The sequence below is a fragment of the Allobranchiibius sp. GilTou73 genome, assembly GCF_021391335.1.
Taxonomy (GTDB): domain Bacteria; phylum Actinomycetota; class Actinomycetes; order Actinomycetales; family Dermatophilaceae; genus Allobranchiibius; species Allobranchiibius huperziae.
In genome coordinates this window covers 1,565,509-1,589,725 of record NZ_CP090051.1, presented here as the reverse complement: position 1 = coordinate 1,589,725, position 24,217 = coordinate 1,565,509, and the positions used below count along the sequence as shown (strand labels likewise).

The window sequence follows — 24,217 nt, the reverse complement described above, 5'->3', positions numbered from 1 at the left end:
CGTGACTACCGTTGTTCTGCATGTTTTCGGATCGATGGACGTGGGCGGGGCGGAACTTCGTACCATCGAACTTGCTGAGGCGCTTGACGACGAAGACTTCGAGTTCCATTACCTGGCCTTGTCGGGTCGAGCTGGATCGCTCGCCCACCGCATCGAGTCCCGGGGTGGACACATTCATCCACTACGGCTCGGGCCAAGATTTCCGTTGCAATATGCTCGGCTCCTACGAGAACTTCGACCTGATGTGATCGACTCGCATGTGGCCACCTTCTCCGGTGCCGTCCTGGCCGGGGCCGCTGCTCTCAGAGTGCCACGTCGAATTGCGCATTTTCGCAGCGACGGGGATTTGCATGGAAACTCGGCGCGTCGGCGGCTGCAGCGACGAACAATGCGTTATCTCATTTCACGTTGCGCAACATCCATCGTCGGCGTGAGCCCGGGAGCCCTCTCGAACGGCTACTCGGCGTCTTGGCGCCAGGACGATCGCGCTCGGGTGATTCCTAACGGCTTTTCCGTGGTCACCGCCGCAACCAAGCCCGAGATGCAATTCAGGCGCGACGGTGTCAAAGGCGACCTTCGCCTCATCCATGTAGGTCGTCCGTCGGCGGAGAAGAACCGCAGCAGGACGATTAGCATCCTACGAGAGGTGCGCGCCGCTGGGTTCAATGCGCACCTAACTTTGGTGGGAGGCAAAGGGGCGGATGAGGCCGTGATTGCAGATGCTGTGAAGGCTCTGAAGATGGCGCCGTATATCGATGACGCGGGACATCAGGCCAACCCACAAAAATGCATCGCGAGGGCAGATTGCTTGATCCTGACCAGCACACGAGAGGGGCTTCCGGGCGTCGTGCTCGAGTCACTCGCTGTGGGAACTCCAGCCCTGTGCTCCGACGTTCCCGGAGCCATCTGGATCGCCGACTATTTTCCATCAGCCGTTCGCACGATGCCGCTCAGTGCTCCTGACAGCGAATGGGTCACCGCCCTGCAATCACTACTGAGTGGTGCTCCTGAGCGTCACGCTATCGTGGGCGCGTTCGCCGATACACCGTTCTCCCTGTCAGCCGCAACCGAGAGCCATCGCGATCTATATCTGGGGACCAGTGATCACTAAAAACCGTTCGGCACCGTATTTGCTGCTCTGCTTGTTGACCCTGAGCGGCGTTCTGTACCTGCACGACCTGATCGTCGCGGACTCGGTCACCGGTATGCGCGTTGCTTGCTGCGTATTCATCCTGTGCCTGGCTCTTCACATGACGCAAAGACCCGGTCATCCGTTCACCCTAACGGCTGCTTATACGGGTCTGCTAGGAGTCTTCCACACCGGTCTCTTCTTCCAACCAGCCCTCGGCGGGGCCTTCTCGACCCTCCGGCCAACCGATATCATCTGGTTGAATGCTGGCAGTATCCCGGCAGCCGCATACATCTACTCCGTAGGCCAACTCGCATTCAGCGCGTCGACGTTCGCCGTGACCCTGTGGCGACGAGAGGGCCCGAGCGAACGAATTACCGCCGCCCCCACGCCTTCTTTCGAGAAATCCGCCACCGTTGTGGGAAGTGCACTTTTGATCGGTGGTCTCGCTCTTTGGTTCGCGATTTCGTTGAGCCGTGGCGTGACAATCCTCGGTGGGTCCTACGTCAATTTCTTGTCCGGCACGGGGGTTCGAAGATCGCTTATGCCTATCTTCTGATGGGCGTCGGACTACCTATCCTCGCGACGACCTCGGGGCAGATGCGCAAGAAGCTGTTCAGGGTCTTCCTAGCGTGGTCGGCAATCGCGTTCATTCTCGGATTGCGTGGCGAGGTCCTGATCCCTATGACCGCATACCTCGTGGTCCGAGCGCGCCAACGTCCCATCAAGTTTCGCGCGTGGATGGCACCTGCCGCTGTTGCGCTGCTCGCGCTGGGGGCGCTGGTGCGAACCACGCGAGTCCAGGGCCTTCGCGGCGCAGTGGTGAATCTGGCCGATGTGAATCCTCTCTCCAGTCTGGCCGAACTCGGTTACAGCATCAGACCCCTGGCCCAGGTCATCACATGGCAGTCGTCCTCCGAGCTCCCGGTGGGTTCTGGCACCTACACGCACCCTGTTCTCAGAGCCCTTGGCGGCCACTTTCTCAATCTGGGTCTGCCGCCGGCCTCCACGGATCCCACGGCGTTGAACACCGTGGTTGCTGCACGAGTCGGCAACATCGGTGGCTCGCCCATCGCTGAGGCGTTTCGCGCCGGATCGCTGCCAGGCGTCATCCTGGTCATGGTGAGCCTGGGCATCATCAGCGGGATCCTGGATGCACGCCGCGGCGGCCAGCTCTTCGACTGCCTTGCAGGCGGCTGGCATTCGTGCTGTTCCTCTGGGTGCGCAACACGTTCACACCGGTCCCCCTTCAGGTCGGTCTGGTGCTCGCCGCTGTGCTCGCCGTCAGAATGGCCGGCACCGCCAACGGAACGCGCCGCACCGTCCTCATCACATCAGGCGAGCCACGTCGCGCTGTCGACCTTCGGGACCCTGTCTTGAAGTTCCCTGCACAAAGCCTGGTCGTCGCGAACAACGGTTTCCTGTCCAGAAGTTCAACCGCTGACAACAGTCGCCCCCTCGTGAGCGGCGGTTCTTCGACGGAGACGTACGTCAAGGCGGGTCGCGTCTTCGACCCACCCCCAACCTCCGCAGCCGGCCGATACAGGCACACCCCACCTGTTCCACCCCGGCAGCACACCTCATGGCGCGATCGTGGCGGGCGCGTTGTCCAGTCGCTCAGGCCCATCGTGGGCGTTTCCAGCGGTGCTGTCTCGAACGCAGGTCTCGCGCTGGCCTTCGGAATCCTCACAGCACGCATCCTCGGACCAACGGGCCAAGGCGAACTGACAGTCTGGGTCACCGTCTCGAGCCTGGCCGTCCTAGTGCTCACCCTGGGAACAGGCACAGCACTACGGGTCCGGTCCCGCGGCGTGCCATCGAAGTCAGACTGCGCCGCCTACGCCGTCTTCACGTTAGTCGCGGCGATCGTCGCCGCGGCCCTGACTGTCGCCATCGGTCTTCCAGTGCACCATTCCTCCTCATCCGGGGTCATCTCGGCTGCTTTCCTTCTCGGCTTCTCCTTCATGCTCGGCAGACAGGCGGGCGACCTTCTACAAGCCGCTGGATTGACATCATTCTCGGTCTATTCAGGGGCGGTGGCCACCGGGGTGCAGCTTCTGCTGTTCGCCGTGGCCTGCCTGAGCGGGCACGGCACGGTGTTCTTCGCCCTGATCTGCGGATCCGTCGGTTACCTCAGCCAGATGTATTTCGCTGTGCACCGATCGCGCCGGGCAGGCACACGACTGGGCGTTCGCACGACAACATCCGCCGTCTCCTCCCTCATCAAGATCGGCGCGCCGACTCTTGGGTACAGCGTGGGCCTACTCGTCATTCAACGCGCCGACAGGATCATCTTGGCCGGTGTTCTTGGTGCAAGATCCGCTGGAATCTACGCTGCTGCTGCGACGTTGGCTGAATCGATCAGGCTCGTGCCGGCGGCAATCGGGCAACTGCTGTTCGCTCGTACGGCGGTCGCTCAACGGGCCACCGGCGAGACTAGGCATCTCTACAAGGTGGCGGCCACCCTCATCCTCGGATCGTGTGCAGCGATCATCGCTATCTCCGGACCCCTTGTCAGAATTCTTTTCGGGTCACAGTATTCAGGCGCGGTCCCCATACTGCGAGGCCTGGTGATCGCCGAGATATTTATGGGGCTAGCACTGCTGGACTCCCGCATTCTCATGGGACTGGCGCGAACGAAAGAAGTAGGACTTATCTCGACCCTGCTCGTTCTCATTGCCTTGCCCACGTACTACCTCGGTATCAAACTCTTCGGGGTGACGGGTGGCGTTATAAGCTGCATCGTCCTTTACGCCGCCTATTCGGCCATCCTATGGGCGAGGCGGCGAAAGATAGATGATGCTTTGGGTCATCTTTCGCCGTTACCTCACTAAATCGAGCCAGAAGCCCGGGAGAATTGAATGAAGCGAACGGCCGCAGCAATTGCGTACGGATTGATGGCCAGCCATCTACACCCACGCGTTCCGGGAGGTTACTGGGCCCGCCGGAAGCTGGCGCAGGCGATCTGTGAAGAAGTACTCCCTGGCGCCAGGATTGGGCCCAGAGCACAGTTGTCGCGAAGCGTGCAACTGAAAGAGGGCGCAGGGATCGGTGCAGGAACATCGTTCCTCGGATCAGGATCAGTCGTGCTCGGAGCGCGACTCAAGATGGGCCCCGAATGTATGTTCATCACTAATGACCATCCCCTCCCCGACGCCGGTTCTACCTTCAGCTCATTGCACGGAACAACTCGCGGGATCCAGGTCGGTGAGGACGTTTTTATCGGAGCGAGGAGTGTCATCCTCCCTGGTGTCTCCATCGGAGATCGAGCATTGGTTGCTGCAGGTAGTGTCGTCACGAAGGATGTCCCGCCTGAGATGGTCGTAGGTGGGAACCCGGCAAGAGTAATTCGACGAGCTTTCAACGGGCCGTCCGACACCCTCTAGCGAGGTCGACGCCAATGTAGTACGCCGTGGGCCGCAAGCCATCTCGGGCGAGAAGTACGTCCGACCCACGGCCAACCACCTACAACCCGTGCACTCGCTTCCCCTCGAGGACCCCGCGTGTGTCCAGAACCTCCACATCGGCATCATTCATGGCACTCAGATCGTAATAATCGTGCGCTTGCATCAGTACCACGAGGTCCGATTCACGCATTTCGCCATCCAGGTCCGTAACACTATCGAATGTTTGGTCCGTGCCTCGCGGTCTCCACTGCGATACATACGGGTCGTGATATCTGACGGTGGCCCCCCATGCGAGGAGTCGAACTGCGAGCGGATCAGCCGGACTCTCACGCTGGTCTGCAATATTGGCCTTATAGGCCACTCCTAAAAGGAGGATTCGAGCTCCGCGAACAGCTTTGCTGTCGTCGTTGAGAATATTTCGTATCCGATTGGCAACGTACCCCGGCGCAGCCTGGTTGATTTCCTCAGCCAACTCGACCATCCGAAAGGCATACCCCAATTTGGCCTTGACCCGATGCGAGAGGTAGGACGGGTCTACCGGGATGCAGTGGCCACCGACTCCTGGGCCAGGTCTGAACGCCATGAAGCCGAAGGGCTTAGTGGCAGCCGCGTCGATTGCATTACCCAGATCTATATCGAGTTCCCGACTGAACCGCACCATCTCGTTCACCAGCGCAATGTTCACATGCCGAAAAGTATTCTCTAACAGCTTTGCCATTTCGGCTTCCCGAGCACGTTTGGCCGGTACGACAGTGTCAATGAAACTCTGGTAGAAATCACGCGCCTTGGCCGTGCATGCGTCCGTGATTCCTCCGACGACTTTAGGAGTGTTCTTCACTCCATACTGCTCGTTCCCCGGATCGATTCTCTCGGGTGAGAACGCTACGAAGAGGTCGGACCCAATCTCAAGATCATTCCCCGCAACGATGGGTCCGAAGATCTCCTCGGTGGTTCCAGGGTAGGTCGTCGACTCGAGGATGCACAGCGTCCCACTCTTCACGTGCCGGGCTATGGTGTGGGCCGCGTTCTCTACTGCACCCAGATCCGGGCCACCACCTGCACCCAAGGGGGTCGGAACACAGACCACCACCACATCGGCCCGTTCGATGCAAGCCGGATCCGCGGACGCGATATAGCCCTTGCTCAGGGCATTTGAGAGTTCGGCCTCCCCAATATCGCCGATGTGGGACACGCCTCGGTTGAGATTCTCCACGACGGTCTCGTTCAACTCGAGACCGGTGACGCTGTGTCCGACCTGCGTCGCGCGCAGCGCCATGGGTAGACCGACATAACCTTGCCCGATGACTACGACAGTGTTCATTTGGTTCCTTCCCTGAACCATGCGATCGTCTCTTCGATACCCTCGTCAAGCGATGTGCTTGTTATGTCTGGGAAAAGTGATTGCAGAACCGCATTATCGGCTTGCGAATGTGCAACATCGCCAGCACGCGGCTCGCGGAATCTAACGTCTCCTTTACACCCTGCTTTCTTCTCCAAAGCGTCGATCAGCTCGAGCAGGGATGTATTCGTACCAAAAGCGAGGTTGACCGGCTCCGGGTGTTGCAGCCGTTTCTCGCTTGCCTCAAGGAGGACGCGACACACGGTTCCGACGTATGTGAAGTCGCGCGAGTTTGATCCGTCGCCGTTGACGAAGAGGGGCCGTCCAGCCAAGAGGGCGTCGATAAAGACTGGGATGACAGCCGCGTACACATGTCCGGCCATCTGCCGCGGTCCGTAGACGTTGAAGAATCGGAAGGCCATCGTCGACATCCCGTAAGACTGCTGAAATGAAAGGGCATACTGCTCAGTAGCCAGTTTGCTCACTGCATACGGACTCATTGGTCGAACCCATTCACGCTCGGACTTAGGGAGCGCCGGATTCATTCCGTAAACCGATGACGACGAGGCCACGGTCGCGTGTTTCACATCTAGGGTGCGGGCCTCATTTAGCACCTCAAGGGTTCCGGTGGCATTTGACACGTGAGTGGCGATCGGATCCTTAATACTTCTGGGGACTGACCCGAGGGCGGCTAAATGCACGACCGACTGCACGCCGGCCAGCGCATGACGAAGAGCCCTCGAGTCCAAGATCGACGCCTCGACGAACTCGACGTTCAAGCCCTCGATGTTGGCAACATTGCCCGTTGAAAGGTCGTCGATGACGGTAACTTCGTGGTTACTTGCAAGGGCGAGTCGCACGAGGTTGGAGCCGATAAATCCGGCTCCCCCGGTGATGAGCAGACGCATGGCAACTTTCGGTAGATCAGGTCAGGACAGATGAGACGGCCAGTTGATGTAGCGTCCAGGCAGATATACGAGCCAATCTGTGCGGAAGGAGTCGCGATGGATGTGGTAATCGTCGGAGCCGGCGGCCACGGCCGTGAGACGCTCCATTGTATTCGACGGGCATCAGTCGATGGGTCTTTGAGGGTGCTGGGAATCGCGGATGACAGGCAGCCGTCGGGCGAGAGCCTGGACCGTCTCGAAAGGATCGACATCGGGTGGCTGGGGCCCGTGGAGTCCTTCCGCCACGTGCCCGTCTACCTCGGAATCGGTAATGGCATCGTCAGATGCAAGCTCAACGAGGTCATGACGTCGGCGCCGCCCGTAGTGGACCCGTCGGCGGTTGTGGGAGACGACGTCCGCCTCGACTGGGGATCCATCGTCTTCGCGCAGGCAACGGTGACTACGAACGTGCGTCTGGGGCGCCACACCCACATCGGGCGAGGCGCAGCAGTCGGCCACGACTGCACCCTTGAAGATGGGGTGTCGGTCATGCCGCTGGCATCCATCTCGGGCGATGTCTCAATCGGCAAGGGTGCCTTCGTCGGGACCGGCGCCCTGATACGTCAGGGAGTCCGCATTGGAGCCGCGGCGACCATCGGCATGGGCGCTGTCGTACTAGAGGACGTTCCCGATGCCGTGACGGTGGTAGGGAACCCGGCGAGGGTGCTCGGTAAACCACGCCACACTGACTGACCAACCTTCGCCCGCCGGGTTTCGGCGCGTCGTCGGTCTGCAGCTCTCGCACCCAGACCCGCCCGTTCCTTCAGGTCGCCTTGAGTGCGCCCTCGACTGCCTCCGCGATCGCCCGGTATCCCTCAGCGTTCGGGTAGACCCCACCGGAGCTCAACAGGCCGGCCTTGCCGCTGAGCGGCGAGCCGACGTCGACGTACTGGCCGCCCACCTGCTGCACCGCGCTGCGCACCTCGGCGCCGAGGGCGGTGAGGGGCGCGGGGTAGGAGCCGGAGTCCCAGAACGGTGAGACCGCGACGATCCGCGCCTTCGGCAGGTCCTGCCGCAGCTGCTGGAAGATCTTGGGGATGTTGGTGCCGGCCCTGGCCTGGTTCGTCATGTCGTTGCGACCGCCCGACACCACGACGATCGCGGGGTGGGCGGCGACCGCCCGGCTCACGACCTGCAGATAGTCCGGGCATCCCGCGGCAGGGCAATCAGGGGCGTGGAATTCCATGCCGTAACCGGTCCCCCGGTAGCCCAGGTTGACCTCGCGCCACCCCTCGCGCTGAGCCAGCAGCGTGGTCCATTTCGTCCCGTCGCCGCCGGCGCCGGTCGTGTAGGAGTCTCCGATGAAGACTGCCGTCGGTCGGGCCGCTGTCGTCCCGGTCGTCGAGCCGCCGGCCGCGCTCGATGTGGTCGTGCTCGGCGTACGCACCGAGGACGACGATGAGGGTCGCGCGGAGGCGCCTGCGGTGGCGCTACCGTCCGCGATCGCCACTCCGGCGATGACCACAGCCGCGATCGCCCCGACAGCCAGGGCCGCATCCGGAAGAGCGTGGCGCGCCGCGGACTCTAAGCGGGTGCTGCGACGGGCGGAAGCGCGGGTCATTCAACATCCTTTGTCGGCGGGCAATTCCGATCATCATGCCACCGGCCCGCTCCCAGACACGGGACGTCGCTGGCACGGTCGGTCGATGAGCGGGCACCCATGTCCTGGAGTCGGTGCCTGTCAGACCCCACCCCTACTCTGGAAACATGTTCGATCCACAGCAGACCGTCGCCGAAGACGACTTCACTCCACTCGCGAGCGAGGAGATCCGCACCTGGCTGATGTGGCTGCTCGGGGTCGACGACTGCCTGCCCGATGCTCAGCGGATCGACCAGATCGCCGCGCTGGAGGATCTGAAGGGCGCGGCCGCAGCAGCCCAGGCAGCTCTGACCGTCGATCTCTACGACGAGCAGCGCGCCACTGACCAGGCGCGCGGGCTTCGCCAGGCCGACACCGCGCGGTCCGTCGGCGGACAGGTCGCGCTCGCGCGCCGCGAGTCGCCGTCCCGCGGTTCACGGCACCTCGGACTGGCACGCGCCCTGGTCGATGAGATGCCGCAGACCTACGGCGCTCTGCGCCGCGGCGAGATCAGCGAGTGGCGCGCCACCATCGTCGCGCAGGAGACCGCCTGCACCACCCGCGAGATCCGCGGCATCGTCGATGAGCAGCTCGCCGACGACCTGCCCCGGATGTCCGACCGCCGTGCCCACGCGATGGCCGCGGGCCTCACCGCGCGGCTGGACGCCGCGAGCGTCGTCGCCCGACGCTCGCGAGCCGTCGCCTCCCGTCGGGTCTGCGTGCGAGCTGCGCCGGACGGGATGGCAATCCTGACCGCCGTCCTGCCCTGCGCTGACGCGATCGCCGCGCATCTCGCGCTGCAGCAGGAGGCGCGCACGGACGTCGCCGACGGCACCGAGCGCTCGCGGGGCCAGCGGATGGCCGACCTGCTGGTCGCACGGCTGACCGGGCGCGAGCCCGCCGGCCCATGCGACGTGCACCTCAACCTGCTCATGGACGCGGAGACGCTCTTCGCCGGCGACGACACGCCGGCGCGGCTCGAGGGATACGGCCCCCTCCCGGCCGATCTCGCACGCCAGCTCGTCGGAGCTGGGTCCGAAGGTGACCGCAACACCGCGCGGGTCACCCTTCGCCGCCTCTTCACCTCACCGCGCGACGGCGACCTGATCCGGATGGAGGCGACGACAAGGGCGTTCACCGGGCTGCTGCGCGAGCTGGTCACCGTGCGCGACGAGGTCTGCCGTACGCCCTACTGCGACGCCCCGATCCGACATGTGGACCACATCCGGCCGCACTCGGCGGGCGGATCCACGTCGTTCGACAACGCGCAAGGGCTATGCGAGGACTGCAACTACCGCAAGGAGCACCCCGACTGGCGTGCTTCCCGGGCATCGAGTGACGGCTACCGGCATGGCGTCCACGTCATCACCCCGACCGGACACGTCTACCGCAGCGAGCCGCCCCCGACGCCGGTCCGGCAACGATCACGGCTGGAGCACTCTCTCGCGAAACGAATCGACGTCGCCCTCCTCACTGGGCGCCCCTACCTCGAATCCGGCTGAGATAACTACAGGCAAGTAACTTACTCGAAAGAAACTTACCCGCTGCTAAGGCCCCGTAATTTAGTACGACCGACGTACTTTCAAGTACCGACCGCTTTGCGGCCGTGCCGACCTCGCTCCCACGCCGGTCGACCAGCACGTCCAAGGGGAAGAGCGCATGAGAAGAGCATCAGCAGTCGTCGTCGCAAGCACCGTCCTCGCAGGGTTCACCCTGAGCACCCATCCGCCTACCGCCTCCGCGGCTGCAGCGACCCCGGCACCCGTTGGCTACTCCGCCTACGGGTACGGCACCTACGTCAGTTCCTCTCTGGCAGCGCTCAATTCGGGCGCCACCGGATACTCCGTCATCTCCTGCACGACGACCTCCAACCTCACCAACTCCAACCAGGTGGCCTCGGTCGACCTGGGCAAGGTCGGCAAGGTGGGCACGGACTACAGCCAGAGCCGCAGCATCCTCGACGCGTCCGGCCGCACGTCCCAGGGCATTGCGCAGATCTCGGGGGTCAATCTCCTGGGTGGTCTCATCACGTCCACCTCGCTGAAGACCACGTCTCGCGCCACCTACACACCGAGCAAGACGTCGTACGGCTCCAACAGCACCGCGTTCGTCGGCATCAAGGTCGCGGGCAAGGGCTTCGCGAGCGGCGTCGGCCCCAACACGAAGGTGGCTCTCGCGCTCGGTGGCAAACCCTTCGCCTCGGTGGTGCTCAACGAGCAGTCCCAGGCCAAGGTCAACGGCCTGACCCAGGCGGTCACCACCGGAATCCACGTCACCGTCACGAACTCCAACAGCATGGGACTGCCCATCGGCACGACGGTCTACATCGGCCGTTCGTACGCCGCGTTGAAAGGCACGCCGGCCGGTTTCGCCACCGGGTCGGCGTACGGCACGCAGGCCACGCTGTCGGGCAGCGTCAAGAGCGGTCCCACCGCTCTCGCGGGAGTCGCCTGCGACGGGGGCGACCGCACGGTCAGCGTCGCCTCGAGCGCGATCCCGAGCCTGCTGAGCCTCGGGGCGGTGAAGAGCACGACCTCGTCGGTGGCCACACCGAAGCTGACCAGCTCAGCGACCAACCAGATCAGCGGGCTCAATGTGCTCAGCTCCTTGATCGGCGCTCGCACCATCACGGCGTCGACGACGACCAGCCGGACGAGCTTCACGTCAGCGGCGACCTTCACCGACACATCCGGGTTCGTCGGCCTCAAGATCGCCGGCATGCCCTCCATCACCGACTCGGTCAAGCCGAACACGACGATCACCCTCAGCCAGCTGGGGACCGTCACCTTGCACAAGGTCACCAAGACCGCGACCGGCATCCGAGTGGTGATGGTCTCGATCACCCTCGACAAGGCGCTCGGCAACCTCGCCAAGGGCACGCTCGTCGAGATCGGCGTCTCCAACACCGGGGTGCAGAACCGCTGACCCCTTCGACGCACGCAGGACGAGAGCCCCGGACCAGCGCTGGTCCGGGGCTCTCGCCGTCTGTGGGGTCAGCCGGCCGTGGAGGCGGTGCCCAGGATGTCCGCGGTCTGCTGCGCGAGCCCGGCTTCCAGCAGCTGCATGGACCGGGTGACCTCGGGGATGACCTTCGGACCGAGACGCTCGACCGCGTTGCTGAGCCAGTGATCCGACGCGGTCACAACCCCCTCACCCGCCGCCGTCAGCGTGATGACCGACTTGCGCCGGTCGGTGGGGTGCGCCTCACGCCGGGCGAAGCCGGCTGCCTCGAGCCGGTCCAGCAGTGACGTGACGGTCGAAGGCGTCAGTCCGAGCCGTTCGGCCAACTCCCGCGGGCCAAGTGGACCCCGCAGGTGCAGATGGCTCATCGCCAGGGTCTCTGGGACGCCCGTGCCGAAGTTCTCCGCGATGGCCTGGCGCAGGTGCTCGCCCGCAACGATCAGCGCGCGAAGAGCGTCGATGCCGTCCGCCAAGGGGTCCGCGGGGGAGACGTGGACACGGTGGTCCTTTCGAAGTCGAATACGTGAAGCTGCAATCATACGTTCATCGGATCATTTGACAGTCGTACGGTTGACCGTTACTTTACCTTCTATTGACCCGCCGTGGGAGCGGTTCGGGTCCTCCTGAGCTCGTTCACACCGTGCAAAATCGAAAGGTCGTCCACCCATGTCTGCTTCCGTCCGCCGCCCCCGCCGTCGTTCCGTCCGCGCCATCACCCTCGGCGCCGTCGCGACAGGGCTGGTCACCTCCGGCGCCCTGGTCTGGGGAGCGTCGTACTCCGCGTTCTCCGCCACCACGAGCAACGGGAGCAACAACTGGTCCGCCGGCACCGTCGCGCTGGCCGACGACAGCAACAACACCGCGATGTTCTCCGCGACCAACCTCAAGCCCGGCTCCACCGACTCCAAGTGCATCGCGGTCACCTCGAGCGGTTCCGTGGCCTCCGCGGTGAAGCTCTACGGCACGGGCGCGACGACGACCAAGGCGCTGTCCTCCTCGCTGAACCTCACGATCGTGCAGGGCACCGGCGGCGGCTCCGGCTCCTGCACCGGCTTCACCCCGCTCACCAGCGGCTCCGCGGTCTACACCGGCACCCTCGCCTCCTTCGGCAGCGCGGCCACCAACTACTCCACGGGCGTCGGCAACTGGGCCCCCACGGGCACCGCGTCGGAGACCCGCGTCTACAAGATCACCTACGGCCTCGACGCCAACACCCCGAACACGGCGCAGGGCGGCACCGCCTCGATCGGCTTCACCTGGGAAGCCCAGAACAGCTGATCGCCGAAGCGAGGCGGGTGCGGCCCCTACGGGTCGCACCCACCCCCGCTGCTGCCACCGGAGAACCGTCCGAACCGTCGAGGAGCCCGCCCGTGCCCGTTGCAGTCGTCCGCCCCACCGAGCCTCGGGTGCACGCCACCCCCGGCTCGACGTGGCGCGGCGGTTGGGGCGCCCTCGTGATCACTGCTCTCGCGCGCGCGGCACTGGCGATGCTCGCCAGCCTGCTGCTGTGGTCTGTGGTGCCGGTCGCGATCGGCTGGCACAGCACCGTCGTCATGAGCAACTCGATGGCGCCGCAACTGCAAACCGGTGACATCGTCGCCTCTCGCCCGATCGCGCCGCAGGACGTGCGGATCGGCCAGGTGCTCCTGGCCGACGACCCCGACCACGCAGGGCGACTGCGGATGCACCGGCTCGTCGCCGTACGCCCGGACGGGCGCCTCACGCTGCGCGGTGACGCGAACCGCACCGACGACTCCACCCCGATCTCCCGGAGCGCGGTCCACGGCGTCGCATCGTTGCGCTCGCCCTGGATCGGCAAGCCGGTCTTCCTCCTGCGCACCCACCAGGGCGCTGCCCTACTCCCGATCCTGGGCGCACTCCTCGTCCTGGTCTCAGCGGCGTTCGTCTTCCGCCCGGAGGACGAGGACGACGACGTCGAGGGGGATGGATTCGCTCCCTCGACCGCGCTCGCCTCTGCCGTCCCGTCCCACCTCGACAGCCCCCGCGCGACGACACCTGCGGGGTACGCCGCGCGACACGCGTCCGCTCCCGCCGCGCCGCGGCGTCGCGGCCGGCTCGTGCTCGTCGGCCTCAGCATCTGCGCCATCTCCGCCTGCGTCGCGCTGCCCGCGCAGGCCTCGAGCGCGTTCACCGCAAAGACGAGCAACTCGCCCGACACGTGGTCGGCGGCCGACTACTTCAGTTGCGGCAGCGCCGTCCAGGCGGCCGATCCCTACTTCTTCTACCCCCTCGGCGAACAGAGCGGGAACACCGCGACAGACGCCTCGGGTGGCGGACGCAACGGCACCTACACGCCGAGCCGCACCGGTGGGACGACGGGCACCACCGCCGGTCCGTGCGACAGTGCGCGAGCGACGACGCTGAACGGCAGCTCTGGCTACGTGTCCACGCCGACGAAGCTCACCAGTCCCAACAACTTCACCCTCGAGGTCTGGTTCAAGACCAGCACCACGCGCGGCGGAGCGCTGATGGGCTTCTCCGACACGCGGACCGGGGATCCGACCTCGTACTGGGACCGGGTCCTCTACATCACCAACTACGGCCAACTCGTCTTCGGCGTGAACCCCGGCCGAGTCGCCTACGTCAACAGTGCACAGCGGGTGAACGACGGTGCATGGCACCTCGCGACAGCGTCGTTGTCCACCAACGGGATGCGTCTCTACCTCGACGGTGACCTGGTCGACAGCGACTCGAGCATCACCGCCGGCCGCAACTACGCCGGATACTTCCGGGTCGGCGAGAACGAGCTGCAGGGCTTCCCGGCCGCACCCACCAGCGACTTCATCGGCGCCAGCCTCTACGACGCCGCCATCTACAACAGCGCGCTCACCGCGACCCAGGTCTCCGACCACTACGACGCGGCATCCTGACCTCAGCCCTCACCCGGAGCGAGCTCGTCGATCATCGGCACCACGTCGTGGATGCCGTCCTTCACCCAGGTCGGCACGTACGGATAGCGACCCACCTGCTCGGCGCGCGTCGAGCCGCTCAGCACCAGGATCGAGCGCATCCCCGCCTCCAGACCGCTGCGGATGTCGGTGTCCATCCGGTCGCCGATCATCACCGTCGTCTCAGAGTGCGCGTCGATCTGGTTGAGCGCGCTGCGCATCATCAGCGGGTTCGGCTTGCCGATGTAGTACGGGTCGACGCCGGTCGCCTTGGTGATGAGCGCGGCGATCGCGCCGGTCGCCGGCAGCGAGCCCTCCGCCGACGGTCCGGTGGCGTCGGGGTTGGTGGCGATGAAGCGGGCACCGTTGTCGATCAAGCGGATCGCACGGGTGATGGTCTCGAACGAGTAGGTGCGGGTCTCCCCCAGCACCACGTAATCCGGGTCGCGCTGGGACATGATGTAGCCGACCTCGTGCAGGGCGGTCGTCAGCCCGGACTCCCCCAGCACGTACGCCGATCCGCCGGCCCGCTGGTCCTGCAGGTACTGCGCGGTCGCGAGCGCCGAGGTCCAGATCGCCTCCTCGGGCAGGTCGATCCCGCTGGCCAGGAGCCGTGCCCGCAGATCGCGCCGGGTGTAGATCGAGTTGTTCGTCAGCACCATGAAGCGGCGCCCGCTCGCCTGCAGCTTCGCCAGGAACTCAGGAGCCCCGGGCAGCGCGTGCTCCTCGTGGACGAGCACCCCGTCCATGTCGGTCAGCCAGCACTCGACCGGTCTCCTGTTGGTCATGGCCGCATTCTTCCAGCACCGCACCGGCATCGGGCGCCGATCTCACCCCGTGCCGTAGTCGACGACGACTGCCGCGTGGTCGCTCCACCGCTCGGCGTACGACGGCGCGCGCCCCACCTGCACCCCCGTCACCGCGGCGGCCATCACCGGCGAAGCCCACTGGTAGTCGATGCGCCAGCCGGTGTCGTTGTCGAACGCCTTGCCGCGCCAGGACCACCACGTGTACGGCCCGTCCACGGCGCCGGCGTCCGCGCGTACGACGTCCCGCCACCCGGCCGCCGCCCACCGGTCGAGGTGCGCCTGCTCCTGCGGCAGATACCCCGACTTGCCGACGTTGCCCTTCACGTTGCGCAGGTCGAGCGCGGTGTGGCAGATGTTGAGATCCCCTGTCAGCACTGCCTTCTCGGCCACCAGCTCGCTCATCCGCTCACCGATGCGGTCCAGGAAGGCCAGCTTCTCCTCCTCGCGGGGACCGCCCGCCTCACCGGTGTGCACGTAGGTCGAGGCCACCGTCACGTCACCGACGCGCGCCTGCACCCACCGGCCGGCCTGCTCGAAACCGGGCAGTCCGACCCGCACGTCGGTCAGCGGAACCGGTGCGAGGATCGCCACCCCTGCGCGACCGGCATCCGCCGCCTCGGTGTGCGCGACCGACCAGTCGCCCATCCCCACGTCGTCCAGCACCGCGCGCAGCTGAGCGTCAGTGGCGCGCACCTCCTGCAACGCGACGACGTCCGGCTGCTGCTCGGCGATCCACGCCACGCCGCCGCGGCGGTGAGCGGCGCGAACGCCGTTGACGTTGGCAGAGATCAGGCGCAAGAGTGCGGCGCTCAGCGAGGCTGGGCCGCGCGCACAGTGGGCGTGCCGGCGTTCTCGTCCTGAGCCAGCGCGTCGATCTCACCGACCAGCCCGTCGAACTCGTCCTGCTCCAGCGTCACGCCGGCCGCGTCCAGACCCTCGCGCAGCTTGTCGGCGATCTTCGCCTCGCCCGCGCTGTAGTCCCAGGACGTGGCGGTGTCGACCGCCTGCTGCGCGGCCTCGCGTGCCGCGTCGAGCTCTTCGGAGGTGTGCTCGCTCATGGTCGTGACTCTCCTTCGCCGGGGGCGCCGCGCGCCGAGCGCGGACGTACGGCGACAGTAGTGAAGGACGCCGACAGCTCTCACGCCGGCGCGGCCCCGCGGAAGGAGCAGACGGTGCAGGAGATCTCGCACGACGTCGTCATCGTCGGGGCCGGCAACGCCGGCACCGCCCTGGCCGCCCAACTGTTGCGCCTCGGCGCCCGCGACGTGGCGCTGCTCGACCCGAGCCGGACCCACGTCTACCAGCCGCTGCTCTCCTACGTCGGCGCGGGGATGGCCACCACGGCCCAGACGCGCAGGCCCCGCAGCGCCCTCGTCCCGGACGGCTGCACCTGGCACACCCAGGCCGTCGCCTCGGTCGATCCCGACGCCGGCCACCTCACCACGACCGACGGGACCCGCATCGCGTACGGCGACCTGGTCCTCTGCCCCGGCGCCCGCCCCGACTGGGACGCGCTCCCGGGCTCGCGCGACGCGATGGACGAGGCGCACGGCTCGACCAACTACCTGCCGGAGCTGGCGCCGAAGACCTGGGAGCTCATCCGCGGGCTGCGCTCCGGCACCGCGGTCTTCACCGTCCCCGACCGGCCGGTGCCGTGCGGCGGGGTCGCCTACAAACCCCTCTTCCTGGCGTGCGACCACTGGCGGCGCACCGGGGTGCTGGACCGCATCGAGGTAGTGGCGCTCGTGGAGTCGCCGACCATGTTCGGCATCCCGCAGATCGACCGCCGGCTGGAGCGGGCGGTCCAGCGGTACGGCGTGCAGGTGCGCACCGGCACCTCCGTGCGCGCGATCCGCGCGGAGGACCAGACCCTGGAGACGACGGCTGGCGAGCTGCACTACGACCTACTGCACCTCACCCCCGAGCACCGTGCTCCCGAGTGGATCGCCGCTGCCGGTCTGAGCGACGGCACCGGCAGCTTCGTCACCGTCGACGAACGCACCCTGCAGCACCCGCGCCACCGCCGCGTCTGGGGACTGGGCGATGCGGCCGACACCCACTCCAGCAAGTCCGGCGGGGCTCTGCGCAAGCAGGTGCCCGTGGTCGCGTACAACATCGCCGCAGCCCGGATGGGGCAGCCGCTGCACGAGTACGACGGGTACTCCGTCGCCCCCATCACCACCTCGAGGTCGCACCTGCTACTGGCGGAGTTCGACCGCGACGGCGGGCTGCAGCCGATGTTCGGGCTGCGCGACCTGGCCCGGCCACGACCCTGGACGCTCGCCTTCGATCGCTATCTGCAGCCGCAGCTCTACTGGCACGGGATCCTGCCCGGACGGCTCTAGCACGCGCGTCTCGACGTGCCGCCACGTCGCGCTACTTTGCAGTAACCTCAGGCGAACCGCGCCACCGTGATGGCGTGCCCCGCTCGTGATCGAGGAGAACGCCGCATGACTCACGTTTCGCCCGAACCCAAGGCCGCCCCCAGCTCGGACCTGAACGCGCGCCAGGAGGCACTGCTCTGGGCGGGCGCCGACGTGGTGTTCATCGTCATCCTGCTGCTGCTCAGCGCCACCTTCCTGTCGGTCAACTCCGACTCCTTCCTCACGGCCACGCTGATCGCGCCGTTCGTCGGATGGGTGATCGGCAACCTGCTCGCGTTCGTGGTCCCCCGCACGATCTCGACCCCGTCGTGGCTGATCGCGATTGTCGCCCTAGTGCTCGTGGTCATCTGCGCCGGCGTCTTCCACAGCGGGCAGGGCGTCATCGCCACCGGCCGCGGCCTCGCGGGCCTGATCATCGGCCTGGCCACCGGATTCCTCTTCCTTCGCGCGTGGCGCGCAGAGCACCAGGCACACCGCGCGGCACGCGAGACCGCCTGACGACCGCCTGACGACCGCCCGGCGTCGTACGCTGCGGAGATGGCCGACGCCGACAAAGCCGACACCGCCCCGACGAGTTCGCCTACACCTGCGGCGGATCCGGGCGATCACCTCACCCACACCAGTCACACCCTCGACCTGCCCGGCGGACCGTTGCACTACACGGCCACGACCGGGCGGGTCGTGCTGCGCGAGGAGTCCGTGGAGGACGGCGTGTGGAAGGGGCACGTGGCCCGCGCCCAGGTGGGGATCACGGCGTACACCCTCGACGACGCCGACCCGCACACCCGGCCGGTCACCTTCGCGTTCAACGGCGGCCCCGGCAGCTCCAGCCTCTGGCTCCACATGGGACTACTCGGACCGCGACGCGTCGTGATGGGCGACGTCGGTGAGCTGGCAGCGCCGCCCTACGACCTCGCCGACAACACCGAGACGCTGCTGATCGACAGCGACCTGGTCTTCATCGATCCCGTCTCGACCGGTCGCTCCCGGGTGGTCGAGGGTGGCAAGCCCAAGGACTTCCACGCGTTCAAGCGCGACCTGGAGACCGTGGCCGAGGTGATCCGTCGGTGGGTCACCAAGGAGGGCCGCTGGATGTCGCCGAAGTTCCTGGCGGGCGAGTCCTACGGCACCACCCGTGCGGCCGGGCTCGCGCAGCTGCTGCAGGACGAGATGGGCATGTACCTCAACGGTCTGATGCTCATCTCCAGCGTGCTCGACTTCGGCACCGCCGAGTTCGACGGGCACGACGACCGCGGCCACGTGATGTACCTGCCGTTCTACGCCGCCACCGCGCACCGACACGGCAAGCACCCGGGCCGCTCGTTGCAGGACGTGCTCACCGAGGCCGAGGAGTACGCAGCCCGCGACTACCCGTGGGCGCTCTCCCGCGGCAACCGGCTCACCGCCGACGAACGGGCTGACGCCGTACGCCGGATCGCCACCCTCACCGGTCTGTCCGAGGGGTACGTCGACCGGGCCGACCTGCGGATCGAGCACTGGCGCTACTTCGGTGAGCTGCTGCGCGACCAGGGCCTGACCGTGGGCCGGCTGGACTCACGCTTCACGGGTCCGGCCGCCTCCGGCATCGCCGAGCACATGGACGCCGACCCGTCGATGGACGCGATCGTGGGCCCGTACGCCGCGGCGTACCAGGAGTATTCGCACACCGAGCTGCGCAACACCGACGACGCGCCCTTCAGCGTCTTCGGTAAGGGAGTGCTGGAGGACTGGAGCTACAAGGAGTTCGAGGGCCGCTCCGTCTACGTCGCCGACCGGCTGGAGCGGGCGATGCGCGCCAACGAGCACCTGCGCGTGCAGATCGCCTACGGCTACTACGACGGAGCGACGCCCTACTACGCCGCGCAGCAGACGGTCGCCCACCTGCGGTTGCCGCAGTCACGGCTGGACAACATCGAGCATCACTTCTACGACGCCGGGCACATGATGTACGTCCACCAGCCGAGCCGCGAGCAACAGAGCCGCGACCTGGCGGCGTTCGTCCGCTCGGCCTCCGGGGGCCCGCGAATCAGTAGGTGATGGTGGCCGACCCGTTCTGAGCGGCGTTGTTCGCGCTGCCGCTGCTGGTGACCGTGTTGCCCGCGCCGGCTGTGTAGCTGCTGCCCGAAGCGCCGGCGCCGCCGTACGCGGCGTAGTTGGTGCCGGTCACCGCGCCACCGGCTCCGCTACCGCCACCGGCGTATCCGCCGCCACCACCACCTGTGCCCACGACGCGCGTGCCGCCGGAGGCTGATGTCGGGATCGTCACACCCGTGCCGCCGTTTCCGCCGCCGTTCGCACCGGTGCCGTTGTTGCCACCCGCGTTGCCGTTGTAGCGAGTGGTGGGGCTTCCCGTGCCGGTGGCACCGTTTCCGCCGGCCCCACCCGTGGCGCCACTCGGAGCCGCTCCGCCGACCGCGGTGAGGGCGGTGCCACCGGCGGTCGGGGTCAAGGTGACCGTTCCACCTGCGTTGGGGTTCGGTGTGGCGCTACCACCGGCGGTGCCGCTTGCGTTGTAGCCACTGGAGGATGCCGCCACCGCGCCACCGCCCCCACCGGCGACGACGAACGGCTTGCCGGTGGAGTCCAGGATCGCCGTGCCGCCTCCACCACCGCGGCCGAGGTCGGCCGACGTCGATCCGCCGTTGCCGTACCCCGCACCGCCCGTGCCCACACCCGCGGCACCACCGACACCGCCGACCACCACCGTGATCGTCGTGGCGGTACCGGGCAGGGTGATCGTCCCCGAGATGGTCGCCCCCGAACCACCGGTCACCGCCGTACTAGCGTTGGCCCCACCAGCGCCGACGATCGTGTACGTCAATTTCGTCGTGCCCGCTGGGATCGAATACTGGGTCGAGCCCACAGCGGGGGTCAGGGTGACGGGCGGACTTGCAGCCTCGGCGGGTGCGGCAGCGCCGATGGCGATGACCGGCACCGTCCACGCGATGTGCCCGGCGATGACGCGCCGGGACGGGCCCGTGCGCTTCATACGAGTCGGCTCCTGCGTACTCATCCCGTAATTCCTAGAACTTTCTCTTTACCACAAAGAATTTTTTTCAGTGCGGATTCTGCTGATGTTCAGATCGCAACGCCGCATCTCTTGACCGCGACCAGACCAAAAATATACCAATGCCAGTCCAATCGGGCTCTTAGGCGTCCGCGAGTCGAGCGTTCATCGAGCAGTCACCGCCGAGGCGCTCTCGCCCGAGGAAACCGGTCACCATGCGCAGCCGTCGGGTCCAGCCGGATGGACCACGGACCCGGCCGGCACGTGATCACCCGGCCAGACCAAGGTGGCCGCTGCCCGGGGTCGGCGTGACGTCGGTGATGGCGGGTCCTGTGCGCCCCCACCACTCGGCCATGTACTGCACTTCGCTGCCGGCGATGCTCGGATTGGTGCGGAACCATTGCAGATCGGGATGGTTGCTCATCCCCGCGGCGAACACTGCCGCCGGTGCCAGCACCGGGTCGTCCGCCAGGCCTGCCAGGTCGACCTCGTCGGGTACGCACCCGGCGTGGGCGAGGGCCTGGAGCAGCGCGAACCGCTCGCCAGAGGTCACCATGAGCTCGACCAGTTGCTGCTGCTGCCCGGGGCGTGCAAGGTAGGTGAGCACGTGTGCCGCCGCTTGCGCCGCATACGGCTCGGCCGGGTCGACCATCTGCTGCACGGCAACGTCGGCCAGGACGTCCCGATAGGGACTGGCTGCCAGCATCAACAGCGAATGCTCCTGGCGTTCCACGAAATCGGGCGACAGCGCCTCGCGCAGGAGACGATCCAACATCGGGTCGTCCAGCCCCGACTCCCGCAGTGCGGCAAGCCGGTAGCTGCTGAGGGCGGCCGGGCTCTGCACCCGAGCACCCGCGGCGGTCGGTGCCGGGTAGCGCCCCAGCCTGGCCACGACCTGCTGGGTGAGGGTCGCCGACAGACGCTGCGCGAGCATGAACGCGGGTCGGCCGCGATCCATCCCATCGCTCGCGGCATGGATGATCGCGCGACTGAGGTCGGGGACCAGGTCCCCGGGGAGCGTGCCGCGGCAGATCGAGTTGAGCAGACCGTATGCCGCACCCCACTGCTGCTCGCCCTCGGACCGCTCGAAGAGGCCCACCAGCCAGCGGAGCACGGCAGGGTCGGCACTGGTGCCGAGGACGGCCACGACCCGGGCGGAACCACGGGCTCCCTGCTCGGAGGAGACGCGCTCGACCGAGTCGAGCAGAATCCGGCTCGCGTCACCATCGGCCAGCAGCGACCCCACTGTGTGCAGTCGAGTCGTCGATGCGTGGTGCACCGATCGCATTGCCTCGGACAACAGTTGATCCACCCAACTGTTCAGCACCGACGGCGGGAGCACCGGCCCGGTCGGTCGCGTGATGACGTCGGCCACCTGCATCCAGTCGGTCCCGAGCATGGCGCCGGCGGGCACCCTGGTCTCCCAGTCGCCGAGGGCAGCGCCGAGCTGCACGCGCGACATCGGTGCATGCGCTTCCGGTGCGATCGCCGGACCGAACATCCGGTCGATGCCACAGATGACCCCGACAAGATGTCCGGCAGGCAGGCTCAACGCCGCTTCGTAGGCGCGGACCACCGAGAGCGGGACTCGTTCGGCACCGGTTTCGTAACGGCACAGGGTGCTGGGGCCCAGGTGACAACCCTGCGCTCGAAGCATCTCCAGGAACTTCCCTGCCGGGCCCGGCACCGTCGCGAGCCTGCTGAGCCGCAGCAGCCACGCGATGCGCGCCTGCGGGTCGACGCTGCGCCCACGCAGCGGTGTTCGGTCATACGGCATGGCGACCGGACGGCCACGCCCGGGAACCCAGCTCATCACGCCCCCTCGACCCGAGCCGTGCGACTACGTAGCTCGACGGGCGCACCCGGAGCATTCCCGTGCCGGCGTACGCCGGACGACGGCGGCGCGGGGTGATCCCGCAGGACCGCGTCGAGCATCTCCGGGTTCAGGCCACTGTGCGGCCCGAAGCACGCCTGCACATCGAGCACCATCGGCAGTCCGTCCGCGCCGCGCCGGACTCCCACCTCGAGGGGGCCGGTCAGGCCGAGAGCGCGGACCGCGGCCCGTGCGACTCCCTCCACCCCGACGGCGTGATCGTCCCCGACCAGGGTCATCGTGGCCTCCGTGTCGTCCCGGACGGACTCCTCCAACACCGTCGAGAGCCGGCCCTTGCCATCCAGCGGCCGATAGAGGACGACGGAGTATGCCGGTCCGGGGACGAACCGTTGCACGAACCAGTCATCGCTCATGGCCGACCAGTCCACGTCGTCCGAGCCGTTGAGGACCGTCGCCGCTTGCGCTCCGCTGGCCCAACGGGAGCGCAGCGTCAGCTGACCGCCCATCGCGTCCAGCGCGTCCTCGGCGTCGGCGAAGTCGCTCGGGACGCCGAAATCGGGGACCCCCACTCCATGTGACCGCAGGCTCCACGCGGTCAGCAACCGGTCGTGCGCCGTACCGGTGGGCCCGGGCCCCGGGACGACGACATCGACGCCGAGTGAGAGTCGACCGACCGAGATCGCCGGTAGGGCGTCACTGCTCGCGGGTATGACGAGGTCGATGCCGTAGCGCTGCACGATCCGGGCCAGAGCGGGCAGGAAGCCGGGGTTCGTCGGCTCGGGCATGAGGTGGCACACCGCTGACGGGAGGCACATCGGCCGGCTGTCGGCGCAGTGCACCTGCAGGCCTCGGGTGGCCAGTTGCTCCACCAGGACATGTCCGGCAGCGCCCTCGGCGCCCGTGACGAGGATGCGGCGCCGTTCGGCCGTGAACTGCGGAGTCTCCCGCCCGTAATTCGCGTGCGGCTGATGCTCTGACAATGCGTGCCCCTTGGAAGGTCCCGAAAGGGAATAGCGCCGCGGCCCATGTGGTCGTGGCGCACTGATCTGGCGCACCGACCTTCGGAGACCGGTGCGTTTTATGAGAGGAAGATCGCCGCCCCCAGTTGGCTCGGCTTCTTCAGGTCTTGATTGGCTGCGAACGTAAGCCCTTACCTTTTCCTGGTCAAGCGTTTACGTTTTATTTACCTTTCGTTGACTGCTACTTACCGCTGGTGAACAGCGTGAAGTGTGTGTTACCGCAGGTCAGCGGGCCGACACATGTCCGTGAGGCCTGCTGGACAATCCCAAGGAGATGATGACCCCCTCCTGTCCAAGAGGTGGGGGTATTGCCGATTTTTTGCAGGGCTTCTTTCGCGCTCGCAACAGCTCGGCGCCGTATTGCAAGGCTCCCTAGTCTGCTCGCCACACGGCCACCCGGCACAGGACGGGAGACCTATGAGAGGAGTCGGCGTGAGGGGTTGCGTTGGCTATGCGCCAGGGGTGTACGACCTCTTCCATGTCGGCCACCTCAACATCCTGCGGCGAGCCCGCGAGCGGTGTGACTACTTGATCGCGGGAGTCGTCTCCGACGAGATGGCCGAGCGGGCCAAGGGGCGGACCCCGGTCGTCCCGACATCAGAACGGCTGGAGATCATCCAGCACATCGTCTTCGTCGACGAGGCGATCATCGAGACCGTCCCGCGCAAGTTGGACACCTGGCGCGAGCATCCGTTCGACGTCATCTTCAAGGGGGACGACTGGCGCGGTACCGCGAAGGGCGACCGGCTCGAGCAGGATTTCGCCGCGGTCGGAGTAACCGTGTGCTACCTGCCGTACACGATCCACACATCGAGCACGTTGCTGCGGGAGGCGTTGCACCATGCCGCGTCGTGAGGCAGCGGCGAGCATCTCGGTCACACCGGGCGGGGCGA

The 24,217-nt window shown here is 66.6% G+C and carries 24 protein-coding genes; 14 read left to right on the top strand and 10 right to left on the bottom strand.

Features of this window, described 5'->3' with window-relative positions; translation table 11 throughout:
• The first annotated feature begins 1 nt into the window (after position 1).
• The 5 genes from LVQ62_RS08060 to LVQ62_RS17770 are packed head-to-tail and all read left to right on the top strand — an operon-like array spanning position 2 to position 4,515.
• On the top strand, positions 2-1,111 hold the full coding sequence (locus tag LVQ62_RS08060; protein WP_233767276.1) for a glycosyltransferase: 1,110 nt from the start codon (positions 2-4) through the stop codon (positions 1,109-1,111).
• The gene (locus LVQ62_RS08055) at positions 1,101-1,688 is read left to right on the top strand and encodes a hypothetical protein (RefSeq protein ID WP_233767272.1); all 588 of its coding nucleotides are present in this window, start codon (positions 1,101-1,103) and stop codon (positions 1,686-1,688) included. The genes LVQ62_RS08060 and LVQ62_RS08055 overlap by 11 nt, the downstream gene beginning before the upstream one ends.
• Before the next feature lie 41 nt (positions 1,689-1,729).
• Positions 1,730-2,509 carry an O-antigen polysaccharide polymerase Wzy gene (wzy, locus tag LVQ62_RS08050; protein WP_233767270.1) on the top strand — a complete coding sequence of 260 codons (780 nt, stop codon included), beginning with the start codon at positions 1,730-1,732 and terminating at the stop codon, positions 2,507-2,509.
• On the top strand, positions 2,419-3,963 hold the full coding sequence (locus tag LVQ62_RS08045; protein ID WP_233767698.1) for a lipopolysaccharide biosynthesis protein: 1,545 nt from the start codon (positions 2,419-2,421) through the stop codon (positions 3,961-3,963). The genes wzy and LVQ62_RS08045 overlap by 91 nt, the downstream gene beginning before the upstream one ends.
• A gap of 27 nt (positions 3,964-3,990) precedes the next feature.
• Complete coding sequence (locus tag LVQ62_RS17770) at positions 3,991-4,515, top strand: DapH/DapD/GlmU-related protein (RefSeq protein WP_370639682.1); 525 nt, start codon at positions 3,991-3,993, stop codon at positions 4,513-4,515.
• 79 nt (positions 4,516-4,594) lie between these two features.
• Here LVQ62_RS17770 and LVQ62_RS08035 read toward each other — a convergent pair whose 3' ends face one another.
• Positions 4,595-5,857, bottom strand: a complete 1,263-nt coding sequence (locus LVQ62_RS08035; protein WP_233767268.1) for a nucleotide sugar dehydrogenase — start codon at positions 5,855-5,857, stop codon at positions 4,595-4,597.
• Entirely contained in the window at positions 5,854-6,783 is a 930-nt protein-coding gene (locus LVQ62_RS08030) for an NAD-dependent epimerase/dehydratase family protein (RefSeq protein WP_233767266.1), read from the bottom strand. The genes LVQ62_RS08035 and LVQ62_RS08030 overlap by 4 nt, the downstream gene beginning before the upstream one ends.
• A 96-nt stretch (positions 6,784-6,879) precedes the next feature.
• On the opposite strand from LVQ62_RS08030, the gene LVQ62_RS08025 reads away from it, so the two are divergent.
• The gene (locus LVQ62_RS08025; protein WP_179482259.1) at positions 6,880-7,515 is read left to right on the top strand and encodes an acetyltransferase; all 636 of its coding nucleotides are present in this window, start codon (positions 6,880-6,882) and stop codon (positions 7,513-7,515) included.
• Between the two features lie 70 nt (positions 7,516-7,585).
• Here LVQ62_RS08025 and LVQ62_RS08020 read toward each other — a convergent pair whose 3' ends face one another.
• Complete coding sequence (locus LVQ62_RS08020; RefSeq protein ID WP_233767264.1) at positions 7,586-8,383, bottom strand: SGNH/GDSL hydrolase family protein; 798 nt, start codon at positions 8,381-8,383, stop codon at positions 7,586-7,588.
• 146 nt (positions 8,384-8,529) lie between these two features.
• Between LVQ62_RS08020 and LVQ62_RS08015 the strand changes: the two genes are divergently transcribed.
• On the top strand, positions 8,530-9,903 hold the full coding sequence (locus tag LVQ62_RS08015; RefSeq protein ID WP_233767262.1) for an HNH endonuclease signature motif containing protein: 1,374 nt from the start codon (positions 8,530-8,532) through the stop codon (positions 9,901-9,903).
• Positions 9,904-10,060: 157 nt separating this feature from the next.
• Positions 10,061-11,326, top strand: coding sequence for a choice-of-anchor P family protein (locus LVQ62_RS08010; protein ID WP_233767260.1), 1,266 nt, complete (start codon positions 10,061-10,063; stop codon positions 11,324-11,326).
• A gap of 68 nt (positions 11,327-11,394) precedes the next feature.
• Here LVQ62_RS08010 and LVQ62_RS08005 read toward each other — a convergent pair whose 3' ends face one another.
• On the bottom strand, positions 11,395-11,835 hold the full coding sequence (locus tag LVQ62_RS08005) for a MarR family winged helix-turn-helix transcriptional regulator (protein ID WP_233767258.1): 441 nt from the start codon (positions 11,833-11,835) through the stop codon (positions 11,395-11,397).
• Positions 11,836-12,028: 193 nt separating this feature from the next.
• On the opposite strand from LVQ62_RS08005, the gene LVQ62_RS08000 reads away from it, so the two are divergent.
• Together LVQ62_RS08000 and LVQ62_RS07995 are read left to right on the top strand one after the other, a co-directional pair.
• Entirely contained in the window at positions 12,029-12,640 is a 612-nt protein-coding gene (locus LVQ62_RS08000; RefSeq protein ID WP_233767256.1) for a hypothetical protein, read from the top strand.
• A 92-nt stretch (positions 12,641-12,732) separates the two neighbouring features.
• Positions 12,733-14,253, top strand: coding sequence for a LamG-like jellyroll fold domain-containing protein (locus LVQ62_RS07995; RefSeq protein WP_233767254.1), 1,521 nt, complete (start codon positions 12,733-12,735; stop codon positions 14,251-14,253).
• Between the two features lie 2 nt (positions 14,254-14,255).
• Here the strand turns inward: LVQ62_RS07995 and LVQ62_RS07990 are convergent, their stop codons facing one another.
• Genes LVQ62_RS07990 through LVQ62_RS07980 form a run of 3 tightly spaced genes read right to left on the bottom strand, consistent with a single transcriptional unit; the run spans position 14,256 to position 16,138 of the window.
• A complete protein-coding gene (locus tag LVQ62_RS07990) occupies positions 14,256-15,059 on the bottom strand; it encodes an HAD-IIA family hydrolase (protein ID WP_208052890.1) in 804 nt (267 codons plus the stop codon).
• Between the two features lie 42 nt (positions 15,060-15,101).
• A complete protein-coding gene (locus LVQ62_RS07985) occupies positions 15,102-15,878 on the bottom strand; it encodes an exodeoxyribonuclease III (protein ID WP_233767251.1) in 777 nt (258 codons plus the stop codon).
• An 11-nt stretch (positions 15,879-15,889) separates the two neighbouring features.
• A complete protein-coding gene (locus LVQ62_RS07980; RefSeq protein WP_233767249.1) occupies positions 15,890-16,138 on the bottom strand; it encodes a DUF3775 domain-containing protein in 249 nt (82 codons plus the stop codon).
• A 114-nt stretch (positions 16,139-16,252) separates the two neighbouring features.
• Between LVQ62_RS07980 and LVQ62_RS07975 the strand changes: the two genes are divergently transcribed.
• From LVQ62_RS07975 to LVQ62_RS07965, 3 genes are all read left to right on the top strand, one after another.
• Positions 16,253-17,425 carry an NAD(P)/FAD-dependent oxidoreductase gene (locus tag LVQ62_RS07975; protein WP_233767245.1) on the top strand — a complete coding sequence of 391 codons (1,173 nt, stop codon included), beginning with the start codon at positions 16,253-16,255 and terminating at the stop codon, positions 17,423-17,425.
• A 105-nt stretch (positions 17,426-17,530) separates the two neighbouring features.
• Positions 17,531-17,962 (top strand): hypothetical protein, encoded by a 432-nt coding sequence (locus LVQ62_RS07970; protein WP_233767241.1) that lies wholly within the window; start codon positions 17,531-17,533, stop codon positions 17,960-17,962.
• A gap of 39 nt (positions 17,963-18,001) precedes the next feature.
• Positions 18,002-19,501: a S10 family peptidase gene (locus tag LVQ62_RS07965; RefSeq protein ID WP_233767239.1), complete on the top strand. Its 1,500-nt coding sequence runs from the start codon at positions 18,002-18,004 to the stop codon at positions 19,499-19,501.
• Here the strand turns inward: LVQ62_RS07965 and LVQ62_RS17505 are convergent.
• The 3 genes from LVQ62_RS17505 to LVQ62_RS07945 all read right to left on the bottom strand — a co-directional run bounded on the left by LVQ62_RS17505 (position 19,491) and on the right by LVQ62_RS07945 (position 23,285).
• Entirely contained in the window at positions 19,491-20,453 is a 963-nt protein-coding gene (locus LVQ62_RS17505; protein ID WP_179482283.1) for a hypothetical protein, read from the bottom strand. The genes LVQ62_RS07965 and LVQ62_RS17505 overlap by 11 nt on opposite strands.
• A gap of 286 nt (positions 20,454-20,739) precedes the next feature.
• Complete coding sequence (locus LVQ62_RS07950; RefSeq protein WP_179482285.1) at positions 20,740-22,284, bottom strand: hypothetical protein; 1,545 nt, start codon at positions 22,282-22,284, stop codon at positions 20,740-20,742.
• Complete coding sequence (locus LVQ62_RS07945; RefSeq protein WP_233767233.1) at positions 22,284-23,285, bottom strand: hypothetical protein; 1,002 nt, start codon at positions 23,283-23,285, stop codon at positions 22,284-22,286. The genes LVQ62_RS07950 and LVQ62_RS07945 overlap by 1 nt, the downstream gene beginning before the upstream one ends.
• Positions 23,286-23,756: 471 nt before the next feature.
• Between LVQ62_RS07945 and LVQ62_RS07940 the strand changes: the two genes are divergently transcribed.
• Positions 23,757-24,179, top strand: coding sequence for an adenylyltransferase/cytidyltransferase family protein (locus tag LVQ62_RS07940; protein ID WP_179482289.1), 423 nt, complete (start codon positions 23,757-23,759; stop codon positions 24,177-24,179).
• Positions 24,180-24,217: the final 38 nt, after the last annotated feature.

What these genes read in the sequence shown, in the direction of transcription:
- wzy (WP_233767270.1), top strand. Translation starts at nt 1,730, where the DNA reads ATGCGCAAGAAGCTGTTCAGGGTCTTCCTAGCGTGGTCGGCAATCGCG.
- LVQ62_RS08045 (WP_233767698.1), top strand. Translation starts at nt 2,419, where the DNA reads ATGGCCGGCACCGCCAACGGAACGCGCCGCACCGTCCTCATCACATCA.
- LVQ62_RS17770 (WP_370639682.1), top strand. Translation starts at nt 3,991, where the DNA reads ATGAAGCGAACGGCCGCAGCAATTGCGTACGGATTGATGGCCAGCCAT.
- LVQ62_RS08035 (WP_233767268.1), bottom strand. Translation starts at nt 5,857, where the DNA reads ATGAACACTGTCGTAGTCATCGGGCAAGGTTATGTCGGTCTACCCATG.
- LVQ62_RS08030 (WP_233767266.1), bottom strand. Translation starts at nt 6,783, where the DNA reads ATGCGTCTGCTCATCACCGGGGGAGCCGGATTTATCGGCTCCAACCTC.
- LVQ62_RS08025 (WP_179482259.1), top strand. Translation starts at nt 6,880, where the DNA reads ATGGATGTGGTAATCGTCGGAGCCGGCGGCCACGGCCGTGAGACGCTC.
- LVQ62_RS08020 (WP_233767264.1), bottom strand. Translation starts at nt 8,383, where the DNA reads ATGACCCGCGCTTCCGCCCGTCGCAGCACCCGCTTAGAGTCCGCGGCG.
- LVQ62_RS08015 (WP_233767262.1), top strand. Translation starts at nt 8,530, where the DNA reads ATGTTCGATCCACAGCAGACCGTCGCCGAAGACGACTTCACTCCACTC.
- LVQ62_RS08010 (WP_233767260.1), top strand. Translation starts at nt 10,061, where the DNA reads ATGAGAAGAGCATCAGCAGTCGTCGTCGCAAGCACCGTCCTCGCAGGG.
- LVQ62_RS08000 (WP_233767256.1), top strand. Translation starts at nt 12,029, where the DNA reads ATGTCTGCTTCCGTCCGCCGCCCCCGCCGTCGTTCCGTCCGCGCCATC.
- LVQ62_RS07990 (WP_208052890.1), bottom strand. Translation starts at nt 15,059, where the DNA reads ATGACCAACAGGAGACCGGTCGAGTGCTGGCTGACCGACATGGACGGG.
- LVQ62_RS07980 (WP_233767249.1), bottom strand. Translation starts at nt 16,138, where the DNA reads ATGAGCGAGCACACCTCCGAAGAGCTCGACGCGGCACGCGAGGCCGCG.
- LVQ62_RS07970 (WP_233767241.1), top strand. Translation starts at nt 17,531, where the DNA reads ATGACTCACGTTTCGCCCGAACCCAAGGCCGCCCCCAGCTCGGACCTG.
- LVQ62_RS07965 (WP_233767239.1), top strand. Translation starts at nt 18,002, where the DNA reads ATGGCCGACGCCGACAAAGCCGACACCGCCCCGACGAGTTCGCCTACA.
- LVQ62_RS17505 (WP_179482283.1), bottom strand. Translation starts at nt 20,453, where the DNA reads ATGAAGCGCACGGGCCCGTCCCGGCGCGTCATCGCCGGGCACATCGCG.
- LVQ62_RS07950 (WP_179482285.1), bottom strand. Translation starts at nt 22,284, where the DNA reads ATGAGCTGGGTTCCCGGGCGTGGCCGTCCGGTCGCCATGCCGTATGAC.